14 protein-coding genes and 2 tRNA genes are annotated in these 13,498 nt (G+C 61.2%); 13 read left to right on the top strand and 3 right to left on the bottom strand.

Going from position 1 to position 13,498, the window contains the following annotated elements:
• The first annotated feature begins 1 nt into the window (after position 1).
• Together EKA13_RS22725 and EKA13_RS22720 are read left to right on the top strand one after the other, a co-directional pair.
• Positions 2-77, top strand: a tRNA-Glu gene (locus EKA13_RS22725).
• Between the two features lie 4 nt (positions 78-81).
• Positions 82-157: transfer RNA gene (locus tag EKA13_RS22720), tRNA-Gly, on the top strand.
• Positions 158-366: 209 nt separating this feature from the next.
• Here the strand turns inward: EKA13_RS22720 and EKA13_RS22715 are convergent.
• Together EKA13_RS22715 and EKA13_RS22710 are read right to left on the bottom strand one after the other, a co-directional pair.
• Complete coding sequence (locus EKA13_RS22715; protein WP_065761473.1) at positions 367-777, bottom strand: PA2817 family protein; 411 nt, start codon at positions 775-777, stop codon at positions 367-369.
• Positions 778-852: 75 nt separating this feature from the next.
• A complete protein-coding gene (locus tag EKA13_RS22710) occupies positions 853-3,300 on the bottom strand; it encodes an acyl-CoA dehydrogenase (RefSeq protein WP_065761472.1) in 2,448 nt (815 codons plus the stop codon).
• Positions 3,301-3,487: 187 nt separating this feature from the next.
• Here EKA13_RS22710 and EKA13_RS22705 point away from each other — a divergent pair, with 187 nt between their 5' ends.
• The 3 genes from EKA13_RS22705 to EKA13_RS22695 all read left to right on the top strand — a co-directional run bounded on the left by EKA13_RS22705 (position 3,488) and on the right by EKA13_RS22695 (position 5,943).
• The gene (locus tag EKA13_RS22705) at positions 3,488-4,111 is read left to right on the top strand and encodes a glutathione S-transferase (RefSeq protein ID WP_065761471.1); all 624 of its coding nucleotides are present in this window, start codon (positions 3,488-3,490) and stop codon (positions 4,109-4,111) included.
• Between the two features lie 123 nt (positions 4,112-4,234).
• A complete protein-coding gene (locus EKA13_RS22700) occupies positions 4,235-5,167 on the top strand; it encodes an ABC transporter ATP-binding protein (protein ID WP_065761470.1) in 933 nt (310 codons plus the stop codon).
• Positions 5,164-5,943 carry an ABC transporter permease gene (locus EKA13_RS22695; protein ID WP_065761469.1) on the top strand — a complete coding sequence of 260 codons (780 nt, stop codon included), beginning with the start codon at positions 5,164-5,166 and terminating at the stop codon, positions 5,941-5,943. The genes EKA13_RS22700 and EKA13_RS22695 overlap by 4 nt, the downstream gene beginning before the upstream one ends.
• On the opposite strand, the gene EKA13_RS22690 is transcribed toward EKA13_RS22695, so the two are convergent.
• On the bottom strand, positions 5,911-6,450 hold the full coding sequence (locus EKA13_RS22690) for a DUF2062 domain-containing protein (RefSeq protein ID WP_065761468.1): 540 nt from the start codon (positions 6,448-6,450) through the stop codon (positions 5,911-5,913). The two genes, EKA13_RS22695 and EKA13_RS22690, sit on opposite strands and share 33 nt — an antisense overlap.
• Before the next feature lie 141 nt (positions 6,451-6,591).
• Here EKA13_RS22690 and EKA13_RS22685 point away from each other — a divergent pair, with 141 nt between their 5' ends.
• From EKA13_RS22685 to murB, 8 genes are all read left to right on the top strand, one after another.
• On the top strand, positions 6,592-8,805 hold the full coding sequence (locus EKA13_RS22685) for a DNA internalization-related competence protein ComEC/Rec2 (RefSeq protein WP_065761467.1): 2,214 nt from the start codon (positions 6,592-6,594) through the stop codon (positions 8,803-8,805).
• 71 nt (positions 8,806-8,876) lie between these two features.
• Positions 8,877-9,512 (top strand): MotA/TolQ/ExbB proton channel family protein, encoded by a 636-nt coding sequence (locus EKA13_RS22680; RefSeq protein WP_176717472.1) that lies wholly within the window; start codon positions 8,877-8,879, stop codon positions 9,510-9,512.
• Positions 9,509-9,940, top strand: coding sequence for an ExbD/TolR family protein (locus tag EKA13_RS22675; RefSeq protein ID WP_065761466.1), 432 nt, complete (start codon positions 9,509-9,511; stop codon positions 9,938-9,940). Before EKA13_RS22680 ends, EKA13_RS22675 begins: the two co-directional genes overlap by 4 nt.
• Positions 9,940-10,950, top strand: a complete 1,011-nt coding sequence (gene lpxK / locus EKA13_RS22670; protein ID WP_065761465.1) for a tetraacyldisaccharide 4'-kinase — start codon at positions 9,940-9,942, stop codon at positions 10,948-10,950. Before EKA13_RS22675 ends, lpxK begins: the two co-directional genes overlap by 1 nt.
• A gap of 38 nt (positions 10,951-10,988) precedes the next feature.
• Positions 10,989-11,174, top strand: a complete 186-nt coding sequence (locus EKA13_RS22665; protein ID WP_065761464.1) for a Trm112 family protein — start codon at positions 10,989-10,991, stop codon at positions 11,172-11,174.
• Positions 11,171-11,935: a 3-deoxy-manno-octulosonate cytidylyltransferase gene (kdsB, locus tag EKA13_RS22660; protein ID WP_065761463.1), complete on the top strand. Its 765-nt coding sequence runs from the start codon at positions 11,171-11,173 to the stop codon at positions 11,933-11,935. Before EKA13_RS22665 ends, kdsB begins: the two co-directional genes overlap by 4 nt.
• Positions 11,935-12,399 (top strand): low molecular weight protein-tyrosine-phosphatase, encoded by a 465-nt coding sequence (locus EKA13_RS22655; protein ID WP_065761462.1) that lies wholly within the window; start codon positions 11,935-11,937, stop codon positions 12,397-12,399. The genes kdsB and EKA13_RS22655 overlap by 1 nt, the downstream gene beginning before the upstream one ends.
• On the top strand, positions 12,396-13,415 hold the full coding sequence (gene murB / locus EKA13_RS22650) for a UDP-N-acetylmuramate dehydrogenase (RefSeq protein ID WP_065761461.1): 1,020 nt from the start codon (positions 12,396-12,398) through the stop codon (positions 13,413-13,415). The genes EKA13_RS22655 and murB overlap by 4 nt, the downstream gene beginning before the upstream one ends.
• Positions 13,416-13,498: the final 83 nt, after the last annotated feature.

Genomic DNA, 13,498 nt, shown 5'->3' with positions numbered 1-13,498 from the left:
CGTCCCCTTCGTCTAGTGGCCTAGGACACCGCCCTTTCACGGCGGTAACAGGGGTTCGAGTCCCCTAGGGGACGCCATTTTGCGGGAATAGCTCAGTTGGTAGAGCACGACCTTGCCAAGGTCGGGGTCGCGAGTTCGAGTCTCGTTTCCCGCTCCAATTCAAAGAAAACGCCGTTCGATTGAACGGCGTTTTTTTTTGCCTTTGAAAAGCCCATGCACGGTATTTTCCGCCTCAGGATCAGGCTTGTACGGTTTGCTGTTCTGGCTTTGCTGCGCTGGCTTTGCTGCGCTGGTCGTTGTGTCAGTAGCCTTGAGCGGTGTTCAGGCAGCGCCCTTGAAGAGCCCTGCCTTCACCTTTGCGTTGTCTTAGTGCTTGCTGTCGTCGTTCGACATGCTCAGCAGCTGTTTTTCCTGGTTCCAGTCGAACGGCTCGTCATTCTGCTCCGCTTCGTAGCGGCGCTCTTCCAGTGCCTGATACAGGTCCAGCTCGTCGTCTGGCATGAAATGCAGGCAATCGCCACCGAAGAACCACAGCAGGTCGCGTGGCACCAGGTGGGCAATCTGAGGGTAACGCTGAATGACCTGGCACATCAGGTCCTGGCCCAGGTATTGGCTTTCCAGTGGGTCTTGTGGAAGTTGCGTCAGCAGTTCGTCGAAGCGTTCGAGGAACAGGGCATGGCTCTCTTCCGGTACCTGTTCGGCTTCGCCCAGTGCAACCAGGATGGTGCGCAGGTGGTTGAGCAGGTTGAGATGGTAATCCAGATGCGCGTTGGCCATGCTGGCGATCCTCTTGAGCAAAACGGGCGCGGGAGTATACGGCTCCCGGCGCCCGATGTCCCGGTTCGATTGCCTTTAGCGCACCTTGCCGGCGACCGGTAGCAGTGCATCCTTGTCGAAGGCGTCCACGTCAATGACCCGGCGTCGCGCCCGTTCTGCAGCGTGCAGGGTGAGTGCTTCGCTGGCCTGAAGCACACCAGCCTGCAAGGCTGCGTCAATGGGGGACTGCCCGGGCGCGGGCACTACCTGACCGCTTTTCAGGGCCTGGTGCAGGGTGTGCTGCAATGGTTCACTGGCGGCGAGTTGTTGGCTGGCATGGTGCAGGGCGCCAACCGGGTCTTCGGCGTTCTCTGGCCGGTAGCAGCCGGACAGCAGCGCCTCCAGTGCCGGGTCGCCTTGCGCTCGACCAATCAGCGCCGCGACTTCAGCGTCCAGTTCATCGCTTGGGCCGGTATGGCGGCGCCCAAACGGAAACACCAGCAGCCGCAGCGCGCAGCCGAGAAAGCGATTGGGGAAGTTGTCGAGCAGGCGGTCCAGGGCTTTTTCAGACTGGCCGAGGTTTTCTTCCATGGCCCAGCGCAGCAACGGTTGCAAGTGATCGGGTGACGCCTGGTCGTAATAGTGCTTCAGTGCTGCCGAGCTCAGGTACAGGTGGCTGAGCACATCACCCAGGCGAGCCGAAAGTCGTTCGCGCCGTTTCAAGCTGCCTCCCAGCAGCATCATGCACAGGTCTGCCAGCAAGGCAAAGGCGGCAGCCTGGCGATTCAGGGCGCGGAAATAGCCTTGGCTGAGTGCGTCGCCCGGCGCTTTCTCGAAATGCCCCAGGCCAAGGCCGAGTATCAGGGTGCTGGCGGCATTGCCCATGGCAAAACTGATGTGGCGCAGCACAAGGGCGTCGAACTCCTTGAGTGCCTGATCGTGGTCCTCGCGCCCGGCCAAGGCCATTTCCTTGAGTACAAAGGGGTGGCAGCGGATTGCCCCCTGACCAAAGATCATCAGGTTGCGCGAAAGGATATTGGCGCCTTCGACGGTGATGAAGATTGGCGCACCTTGCCAATTGCGCCCCAGGTAATTGTTCGGCCCCATGATGATGCCCTTGCCGCCATGAACGTCCATGGCGTGCTGGATGCATTCGCGGCCGCGCTCGGTCAGGTGGTACTTGAGAATGGCAGAGAGGACCGACGGTTTTTCCCCGAGATCGACCGCCTTGGCCGTCAGTGTGCGAGCGCTGTCCATCAACCAGGCGTTGCCGGCGATGCGCGCAAGGGACTCCTGAATGCCTTCGAAGGCGGCCAGCGGCACGTTGAACTGCTCACGAATTCGCGCGTATTGGCCGGTCACCAGGCTGGTGTACTTGGCAGCGCCTGTACCCACAGCCGGCAGTGAGATGGAGCGGCCCACCGAGAGGCAGTTCATCAGCATCATCCAGCCTTTGCCCAGCATGGCTTGGCCGCCGATGAGGTAATCCAGCGGTATGAACACATCCTTGCCGCTGTTGGGGCCGTTCATGAAGGCGGCACCGAGCGGTAGATGACGTTTGCCGATCTCGACACCGGGCGTGTCGGTAGGAATCAGCGCCAGGCTGATGCCGAGGTCGTCTATGTCGCCCAGCAGGTGTTCAGGGTCGTAGGCTTTGAAGGCCAGGCCCAGCAGGGTGGCTACCGGGCCAAGGGTGATGTAGCGCTTTTCCCAGTTCAGGCGCAGGCCGAGCACTTCCTGGCCTTGCCATTGGCCCTTGCAGACGATGCCGGTGTCGGGCATCGACCCGGCATCGGAGCCGGCCAGTGGCCCAGTCAGGGCAAAGCAGGGGATTTCATCGCCGCGTGCCAGGCGAGGCAAGTAATGGTTGCGTTGTGCTTCGGTGCCATAGTGCAGTAGCAGCTCGGCAGGGCCCAGCGAGTTGGGAACCATCACGGTGGAGGCCAGATCACCGCTGCGGGTCGCCAGTTTCATGGCGACCTGTGAGTGGGCATAGGCCGAGAAACCCTTGCCGCCATATGCTTTGGGAATGATCAAGGCAAAGAAGCCCTGTTCCTTGATAAAGGCCCAGGCCTCAGGGGGCAGGTCGAGGTCCTGGCTGATCTGCCAGTCGCTGACCATGGCGCAGAGCTGTTCGGTCGGGCCGTCAATGAAGGCCTGTTCCTCTTCGCTCAATTGTGCCTTTGGGTATGCCAGCAGGGTGTTCCAGTTCGGGCGACCGCTGAACAGCTCGCCATCCCACCACACCGTACCGGCATCGATTGCGTCGCGCTCGGTTTGTGACAGGGGGGGGAGCGTGCGCTGGAACCAGGCAAACAAAGGGGCGCTGAACCATTTACGGCGCAATTCTGGCAGCACAAAAATGCAGGACTTGATGATCAGCATCAACCAGAGCAGGGTCATCAACCACGTGGGGGCGCTGCTGAACAGGCCCATTGCCAGCAAGTAGGCAGCAACGATGCCCAGAATCGGCAGTACAGCCATGCGGCGATGCATCAAGTAGGCTGAACCGACTACGAGAACCACGAACCACAACAGCAACATAGGTCTTCCTCCGTGAAACATCAGGGCAATGGGGCGTCCCTGACAGCGTAGACGGCATCGCCCAAACAGCCGCCTCAGATCACTGACCGTGGCGCTGGGCAGGTGTTCAAGGGGGAGTGGTCTAACGATTACCTGAGCAATCGACTGGGTTAGACTGAGGGCACCACAAATGGCTTAAGGATTCGTCATGCTCAAGATTTGGGGCCGAAAGAACTCGACCAATGTCAGGAAGGTGTTGTGGTGTGCAGAAGAGCTGGGCCTGGACTACCAGTCGATTGACGCTGGCGGTGCTTTCGGGGTGGTGCAAGAGCCGGAATACCTGGTGAAGAATCCGAATGGGCTGGTGCCACTGATCGAAGAGGACGGCCTGGTGCTGTGGGAGTCCAACACCATCGTGCGTTATCTGGCGGCACGTCATGCGCCGGATTCGAGCTGGTACCCGAGCGATGTTCGGCAGCGGGCCGAGGCGGAAAAATGGATGGACTGGGTAACCTCCTCCTTGGCTACGCCGTTTCGCCCATTGTTTTGGGGCATGCTGCGGACACCGGCAGAGCAGCGTGATTGGGTCGCCATCAACGCAGCGCACAAGACCTGCGCCCAGGTCTTGTCAATTGCCGATCAGGCGCTGGCGCGGCAACCTTACCTCAGCGGTGATGCACTCGGCGTTGGCGATGTGCCGCTGGGCTGTTTCGCCTATGCCTGGTTCGAGATGCCCATTGAGCGTCCAGAGATGCGTCACCTGCGTGCCTGGTATGAGCGGCTGAAAGAGCGCCCGGCTTATCAGGTTGCCGTGATGACGGCGCTGACCTGATTGCAGCGCTTATTCTGATAGTTATTATCGATACACGTGACTGTACTTGTGCGGCCGCGCCCCTCACCATTGCCACTCAGCCTGTTGTTCTTAAACCCTTCCACACTGGTGCATAGACCCGTTATGAGTTCTGCTCTGTCCATAAGGCAGCTAACCAAGACCTACGGCAACGGCTTCCAGGCCCTCAAGGGCATTGACCTGGATGTCGCCGAAGGTGACTTTTTTGCCTTGCTCGGCCCCAACGGCGCCGGCAAATCCACCACCATCGGCATCCTCTCGACCCTGGTGAACAAGACCAGCGGTACCGTGAAGGTCTTTGGCCATGACCTGGACCGCGAACCGGCTGCGCTCAAGCGCTGCCTCGGCGTGGTGCCCCAGGAGTTCAACTTCAACCAGTTCGAGAAGACGTTCGACATCGTCGTGACCCAGGCGGGTTACTACGGCATTCCGTCGAAGGTGGCCAAGGCGCGTGCCGAGCAGTATTTGACCCAACTGGGGCTGTGGGACAAGCGCAATGTGCCATCGCGTTCGTTGTCCGGTGGCATGAAGCGCCGCCTGATGATTGCCCGGGCGCTGGTTCATGAGCCGCGCTTGCTGATCCTCGATGAGCCAACCGCTGGCGTGGACATCGAGTTGCGGCGTTCGATGTGGAGTTTCCTGACTGAGCTGAACGAGCAGGGCATCACCATCATCCTGACGACGCATTACCTCGAAGAGGCTGAGCAACTGTGCCGCAACATCGGCATCATTGATCACGGCACCATTGTCGAAAACACCAGCATGCGCAAACTGCTCGGTTCGTTGCATGTGGAGACCTTCCTGCTCGACCTGAAGCAGGAGTTGCCACAGGCCCCGCAGTTGGCCGGCTACCCGTGCCGACTGATCAGCCCGCACACCCTGGAAGTCCAGGTGGACAAGGCCATGGGCATCACCGCGCTGTTCGGCCAATTGGCCCTGCAGAACATCGAGGTGCAAAGCCTGCGTAACAAAACCAACCGTCTTGAGGAGCTGTTTGTGTCCCTGGTGGAGAAGAATCTGGCGAAGGTGGCGGTATGAGTTCGGAGCTGCGCGGCAATCTGGTCGCCCTCAACACTATCGTCTACCGCGAAGTGCGCCGTTTTACCCGGATCTGGCCGCAGACCCTGCTGCCGCCGGCGATCACCATGGTCTTGTATTTCGTGATTTTCGGTAACCTGATCGGTCGGCAGATCGGTGATATGGGTGGCTTCACCTATATGGAATACATCGTGCCGGGCCTGATCATGATGTCGGTGATCACCAACTCCTATGGCAACGTGGTTTCCAGTTTCTTTGGCAGCAAGTTCCAGCGCTCCATCGAGGAACTGATGGTCTCGCCAGTGTCGCCACACACCATCCTTATTGGCTACACCTTGGGTGGCGTGTTGCGCGGGTTGGCGGTAGGGGTCATCGTGACCCTGTTGTCACTGTTCTTTACCCAACTGCAGGTGCACCATCTGGGCGTAACGGTGTTGGTGGTGTTGCTGACGGCAACGATCTTCTCGCTGTTGGGCTTCATCAACGCAGTGTTTGCACGTAATTTCGACGATATCTCTATTATCCCGACATTCGTGCTGACCCCGTTGACCTACCTGGGGGGCGTTTTCTACTCGATCAACCTGCTGCCGCTGTTCTGGCAGACGGTATCGTTGGCCAACCCCGTGCTGCACATGGTCAACTCGTTCCGCTACGGCATTCTGGGCGTGTCCGATATTCGCATTGGCGTGGCCATCAGCTTCATGCTGGTCGCGACCGCCGTGCTGTACGTCGGCTGCGTGCGGCTACTGGTCAGTGGTCGAGGAATGCGTAGCTGATTTTTCCTTGCGCTGGCGCCACTGCCTGCCCACCCACCAGCGCCAATAGAGCATGGTCAGGCAGTAGGCCAGCCCACCCAGCAGCAGGCCGCAGACCACTGAGCCCAGCAGGAAGGGTTGCCACAGTGTCGAGAGCTGATCGGTGATCCATTCCCAGGTCAGCTCGTCGGGCAGAGTGCGGGGAGGGATCTGCATCAGCCAGGCGCCCATCTGATAGGTGCAGAAGAACACCGGCGGCATGGTAATCGGGTTGGTCAGCCAGACCAGGCTGACGGAAATCGGCATGTTGCCCCGCGCCAGTATCGCCAGGCTGGCGGCCAGTAACATTTGCATCGGGATCGGTATGAATGCGGCGAACAGGCCGACGGCCATGGCGCGTGCCACTGAATGGCGATTCAGGTGCCAGAGGTTGGGGTCGTGCAGCAGTCGCCCGAGAAAGCGTAAGGATTTGTGTTCCCGAATGCTGGTCGGATCGGGCATGTAGCGTTTGAAAAGTCGACGCGGCATGTGGGTTCTCGGCGTTCTTGATCCGCCAGTATGCACGGATTCTAAAAGCCTCCAATTCAGACTTTGTGACAATTAATAAGCAAGCATATGCCGTCGCTGATCTAAGCCTCTGGGGTGATTCTTTTTCAGGAGCTTCAGATCATGCGCACAGGGATGATTGCGCTTGCACTCGGGCTGTTATGCCTGCGTTGGCTTCCTGCACTGCCTTCGGTCGGGGTGTGGATTGCGCTGATACTGCTTGGGCTGTGCTGTCTGCCGTCGCGGGCCTATCCCTTGGGGTGTTTCCTGCTGGGTTTTTGCTGGGCCTGTGTATCGGCGCAAGGCGCGTTGGATGATCGCCTCTCGCCAGAACTGGACGGCCGCACGCTGTGGGTCGAGGGGCGAGTGGTTGGCTTGCCTGAACACACGGCGCAGTCGGTGCGCTTTGAACTTGCCGAGGTCACCTCACGCCGCGCCCAACTGCCTCAGCGCTTGCGTCTGAGCTGGTATGGCGGGCCGCCTGTCAATAGCGGAGAGCGCTGGCGCCTTGCCGTCAGCCTCAAGCGTCCGGCGGGCCTGCTGAACCCTCATGCGGCCGATCAGGAAATGACCCTGCTGGCGCGTCGTATCGGCGCGACCGGCAGTGTCAAGGACGGTGAGCGCCTGGCGCCCGCGAGCATGGCCTGGCGCGACGCGATTCGACAACGGCTAATGGCGGTCGATGCCCAAGGGCGCGAAGGGGTACTGGCTGCCCTGGTGCTAGGCGATGGCAGTGGCCTGGCACGCGCTGACTGGCAGGCGTTGCAGGCCACCGGCACGGTACACCTGTTGGTGATCTCAGGGCAGCACATTGGTTTGCTGGCCGGGTTGGTCTATGCGGTGGTGGCGGGGCTGGCGCGTTTCGGGCTCTGGCCGCGTGCGCTGCCCTGGTTGCCCGCGGCCTGCTTGCTGGCGCTTGCCGCTGCGCTGGGGTACGGCCTGCTCGCCGGGTTTCAGGTGCCAGTGCGTCGAGCCTGCATCATGTTGGCGGTGGTGTTGCTCTGGCGTCTGCGTTTCCGTCATCTGGGGGTAACGCTGCCGTGGCTGCTGGCGCTCAATGCGGTATTGCTGATTGAACCGCTGGCCAGCCTGCAGCCGGGGTTCTGGTTGTCTTTTGGTGCTGTCGCGATCCTGATCTTCACCTTTAGCGGGCGGCTGGGTGCCTGGCGTGTCTGGCAGGCATGGACCCGGGCGCAATGGATGATCGCCTTGGGGTTGCTGCCATTCTTGCTGGTGCTTGGGTTGCCCGTGAGCCTCAGTGCGCCGCTGGCCAATCTGCTGGCGGTGCCCTGGATCAGTGTGCTGGTGTTGCCCGTCGCCCTGGCAGGGACGTTACTGCTGGGTGTGCCGGTTCTCGGTACAAGCCTGCTGTGGTTGGCAGGTGGTTTGCTCGACGTGCTGTTTGGTCTGCTCGGGCAGGTCGCTGACTGGCAGCCAGCGTGGGTGCCGACCGCCTTGCCGTTATGGGCATGGCTGCTGGTCTGCCTTGGGGTGTTCCTGGTGTTGTTGCCCAAAGGGCTGCCGATGCGGGTATTGGGTTGGCCGGCTGTCCTGCTGGCGGCGTTTGCCCTGCGTGATGAGGTGCCAGAGGGGCAGTTGGACGTCTGGCAACTGGATGTAGGGCAGGGGCAGGCCTTCATTCTGCGTACCCGTCACCACACCCTGTTGTATGACGCGGGGCCGGCCATGGGGGAGGTCGATCTGGGGGAGCGCATCGTACTGCCTACGCTCCTTAAGCTGGGGGTGAGTACGCTCGACCTGATGTTGCTCAGTCATGCCGATGCCGACCACGCCGGAGGCGCGCTGGCGGTGAAGCGTGGTTTACCGGTTGCGCGGGTGCTGGCCGGTGAGGTGCAGAGGTTGCCCCAGGCCTTGCAGGCGCAGCCCTGTGTTGCCGGTGAACACTGGGAGTGGGATGGCGTACGCTTTTCTGTATGGCAATGGCGCGATGCCGCCGACAGCAATCAAGGCTCATGCGTGTTGTGGGTCGAGGCGTCGGGTGAGCGTTTGCTGCTCACCGGGGACATCGATGCGGACGGTGAGCGCGCCTGGCTCCAGGCCGCGACAGCGCCCCACGTCGACTGGCTGCAGGCGCCCCATCATGGTAGCCGCAGCGCTTCCAGCCTGGCTTTTCTTGAGGCGTTGGCACCCAAGGGGGTCTTCATTTCGCGCGGGCGTTACAACGCCTTCGGCCATCCTCATCCCGAGGTGATGGCGCGTTTTGCGATGTTGGGTATCACACCCTACGACAGCGCAGTGGAAGGCGCGCTGTCGCTGCGCTTGGGACGTTTTGCCGAGCCTGAAGGGATACGCAGCCAGCGGCGCTTCTGGCGTTAGCCGACATGACGACCTGCGGGCGGTGGGAGCCCTATGGTAAAGTGGCGGACTTTTTCGAGGGGGTCGTTACTGTGTGGGAATTGGTCAAGTCTGGCGGTTGGATGATGCTGCCGATCATTCTGAGTTCCATCGCCGCCATGGCGATCGTCGCCGAGCGCCTGTGGACCCTGCGCGCCAGCCGCGTCACCCCGTCACACCTGCTGGGTCAGGTCTGGCGCTGGATTCAGGACAAACAACTCAATAGCGAAAAGCTCAAGGCCTTGCGCGCCGATTCGCCACTGGGCGAGATCCTCGCCGCGGGCCTTGCGAACTCGCGGCACGGTCGCGAAATCATGAAAGAGTGTATTGAAGAAGCCGCTGCCCGGGTCATTCACGAGCTGGAGCGCTACATCAATGCACTGGGCACCATTGCGGCCATGGCGCCACTGCTCGGCTTGCTGGGTACGGTGTTGGGCATGATCGATATCTTCAGCTCATTCATGGGCACGGGCATGTCGGCCAACGCCTCGGTGCTGGCGGGCGGTATTTCCAAGGCGTTGATCACCACGGCGGCCGGCCTGATGGTGGGTATCCCTGCGGTCTTTTTCCACCGCTTCCTGCAGCGACGTATCGACGAGCTGGTAGTGGGTATGGAGCAAGAAGCAATCAAGCTGGTCGAAGTGGTTCAGGGCGACCGTGATGTTGATCTGGCCGAGGGCAGGGCGTGAAATTCCGGCGCAAGCCACGGGAGACCGTGGACATCAACCTGGCCTCACTCATCGATGTGGTGTTTATCCTCCTGCTGTTCTTTGTGGTCACCACCACCTTCACGCGTGAAACCCAGTTGCGCGTCGAGTTGCCGGAGGCGGTCAGTGGTACGCCGGCCCCGGAGTCGGAGCTCAAGCAGCTGGAAATCACCATCAGTGCTGAGGGCGTGTACTCGCTGAACAATAACCTGCTGCCCAAGAGTGATCTGGCGACGCTGATCGATGCCTTGCAAAAAGAGTCGGGTGGGGACACCCGCCTGCCGTTGTCGATCAGCGCTGATGGCAAGACGCCGCATCAGGCGGTGGTCACCGCGATGGATGCGGCGGGCAAGCTGGGCTTCAGCCAGTTGCGCATGACCACGGTCGAGGCGGCGCCGGGGAATCCTTGATGGCCTTTGCCGATCGATTGCTCAAGGCCTGGTATGCCGGGCATCCGGCCCTTGCCTTGTTGCGGCCGCTGGAAGCCCTCTACCGGCGCGTGGTGTTGCGCAAGCGCCAGCGTTTTCTGGCCGACGAGAGCAGCAGTTACCGTGCCCCGGTACCGGTGGTGGTAGTGGGTAATATCACCGTCGGCGGTACCGGCAAGACCCCCCTGATTCTTTGGCTGATCGAACACTGCCGCCGCCAGGGGCTGCGTGTCGGTGTGGTGAGTCGCGGCTATGGCGCCACACCGCCGCAGCTACCCTGGCGCGTGCGTGCCGACCAGTCTGCTGCTCAGGCGGGCGATGAACCGTTGTTGATCGTCCAGCGTAGCGGTGTGCCGCTGATGATCGATCCCGACCGGTCGCGCGCGGTCCAGGCGTTGTTGGCTGCCGAGCCGCTGGACCTCATCCTCAGTGATGACGGTTTGCAGCATTATCGGCTGGCCCGCGATCTGGAACTGGTGCTGATCGATGCCGCGCGCGGCCTGGGCAATCGTCGCTGCCTGCCGGCGGGCCCACTGCGTGAGCCGGTCGAGCGCCTGCATGAGGTCGATGCGGTACTGTTCAATGGCGCTGTGGCCGACAGTGACGAAGGCTATGCCTTTGGGCTTGAGCCGACCGCGCTGGTCAATGTTCGCAGCGGCGAGCGCCGTGGCGTCGAGCATTTTCCGCCTGGCCAGGCCGTGCATGCGGTGGCCGGGATCGGCAATCCGCAGCGTTTCTTCAATACCTTGCAGGGGCTAAACTGGCGACCAGAGCCACATCCCTTTGCTGATCATGCGGTCTATAGCGCCGAGGCCTTGAACTTTACGCCGTCCTTGCCGCTGGTGATGACCGAAAAGGATGCGGTGAAATGCCGTGCCTTCGCCGCTGCCGACTGGTGGTACCTTGCTGTAGATGCGGTGCCTTCGCCGGCCTTCGCCCGCTGGTTCGACGGCCAACTGGCGCGTTTGCTGCCCGGGCATCGGCAACTCTGAACCTTTTCTTTTTCCGGCCACAGGCCTGAGGAATTTCCATGGACACCAAATTGCTCGATATCCTTGCTTGCCCGATCACCAAGGGCCCGCTCAAGCTCAGCGCTGACAAGACCGAGCTGATCAGCAAGGGCGCCGGCCTTGCCTACCCGATTCGCGACGGTATCCCGGTCATGCTGGAGAGCGAAGCGCGCACCCTGACCGACGAAGAGCGCCTGGAAAAATGAGTCAAGCGTTCACGGTTGTGATTCCGGCCCGTTTGCGTTCCACCCGGCTGCCGGGCAAACCGCTGCTGCTGATTGCCGGCAAGCCGATGATCCAGCATGTCTGGGAGCAGGCGCGCAAGAGCAGCGCGGCACGGGTGGTCGTGGCCACCGATGATGCCGAGATCTTCAAGGCCTGTGAGGCCTTTGGCGCTGAAGTGCTGATGACCCGTGAGGATCATGATTCGGGTACCGACCGTCTGGCCGAAGTGGCGACCCAGTTGGGCCTGCCTGCCGACGCGATCGTGGTCAACGTGCAGGGCGACGAGCCCCTGATTCCGCCTGTGATCATTGACCAGGTGGCGGCTAACCTGGCCGCTCACCCGGAGGCCGGTATCGCTACCCTGGCCGAACCGATTACCGAGGTCGAGGCCTTGTTCAATCCGAATGCGGTCAAGGTGGTCAGTGATTGCAACGGTCTGGCCCTGACCTTCAGTCGTGCCCCGTTGCCATTTGCCCGTGATGCCTTTGCGCAGAGCCGCGATCAGCTTCCGCCGGGTGTGCCGTATCGCCGACACATTGGCATGTATGCCTACCGTGCCGGTTTTCTGCAGGACTTCGTCGGCTGGGGGGCGTGCTGGTTGGAGAAAACCGAGTCGCTTGAGCAGTTGCGGGCGCTCTGGAACGGTGTGCGTATCCATGTGGCCGATGCCCTGGAGGCCCCGCCGGTGGGGGTTGATACCCCTGAAGATCTTGAGCGCGTGCGGCGCTTGCTGGAGGCTTGATGCGGGTTCTTTTTGTCTGCCTGGGCAACATCTGCCGCTCGCCGACCGCTGAGGGTGTTTTGCGCCATCAGTTGAAGGAGGCAGGCCTGGCTGAGGTGATCGAGGTGGCGTCGGCCGGAACCGGTGACTGGCATGTCGGCAACCCTCCAGACAGCCGTACCCGGCGTGCAGCCCAGTTGCGTGGCTATGATCTGTCCCAGCAGCGTGCGCAGCAGGTCAGTGTTGCCGATTTCGAGCGTTACGACCTGATCCTGGCGATGGATAACAGTAATCTGGGGCACTTGCAGGCGATGCGCCCAGCGCAGGCCAAGGCAGAGCTGGACCTGTTTCTGCGGCGCTTCGAGGGGGCTGTCGATGAAGTGCCAGACCCTTACTACGGTGGCGAGCAGGGCTTTGAGCAGGTGCTCGACCTGATCGAGAGCGCTTGTCGTGGGCTGGTTATCGAGTTGAAGGGGCGTTTATGAGCGTACAGGTGCTATCAGGTGTTTCGCTCAAGCCTTACAACACCTTCGGTATTGATGTGCGTGCAGCGCATTTTGCCGAAGCGCACACCGATGCGGAGGTGCGTGAGGTATTGGCCCATGCGGCTGCGCAGCAGTGGCCGGTGCTGGTGATTGGTGGCGGCAGCAACCTGTTGCTCACGGCCAATATCGACGCGTTGGTACTGCGCATGGCCAGCAAGGGGGTGCGGATTCTCGCCGATGACGGGCAGCGGGTCATCGTGGAGGCCGAGGCTGGTGAGCCTTGGCATGCGTTTGTCCAATGGACCCTGGCGCAGGGGCTGTCGGGGCTTGAAAACCTCAGCCTTATTCCGGGTACGGTCGGTGCTGCGCCGATGCAGAACATCGGTGCTTACGGCGTAGAGATCAAGGATGTATTTGTCGGGCTGACTGCGTTGGATCGTCAGACCGGTGAACTGCATGAGTTTGCCCTTGAAGACTGTGCATTTGCCTACCGTGACAGCCTGTTCAAGCGTAATCCCGGGCGTTGGTTGATCCTGCGTGTGCGCTTTGCGCTGAGCCGTGTCATGCACTTGCATCTGGACTATGGGCCAGTGCGTCAGCGCTTGAGCGAGCAGGGTATCGAGCAGCCAACGGCGCAGAATGTCAGCGATGCGATTTGCAGCATTCGCCGGGAAAAACTGCCGGACCCTGCTGAATTGGGCAATGCGGGAAGTTTCTTCAAGAACCCAGTGGTGTCTGCTGCGCTGGCTGAGCATATTCGTCAGGCTCATCCGGGGCTTGTGGCATACCCTCAGGCAGATGGTCGTGTGAAGTTGGCGGCGGGCTGGTTGATCGAACTGGCCGGCTGGAAAGGCTATCGTGACGGCGATGCTGGTGTTCACCGACTTCAGGCATTGGTGCTGGTCAATTACGGCCAGGCCAGTGGCGAACAGCTTCATCGGCTGGCACAGAAGATCCAGGTCGATATCCTTGAGCGTTTTGGTGTCGAACTGGAGATGGAGCCCAATCTGTACTGAGTGTGGTGCAGCCGCCGTGTGCGGTGTCGCGGTGAGTCCGAGTTGAGTTTCAAGCCAATAAAAAAGCCCCGCCAGCGTTAGCT

The sequence above is a fragment of the Pseudomonas defluvii genome, assembly GCF_001695625.1.
Classification (GTDB): Bacteria; Pseudomonadota; Gammaproteobacteria; order Pseudomonadales; family Pseudomonadaceae; genus Aquipseudomonas; species Aquipseudomonas defluvii.
The sequence above is the reverse complement of the archived record's forward strand: the minus strand, read 5'-3'. Positions and strand labels throughout refer to the sequence as shown.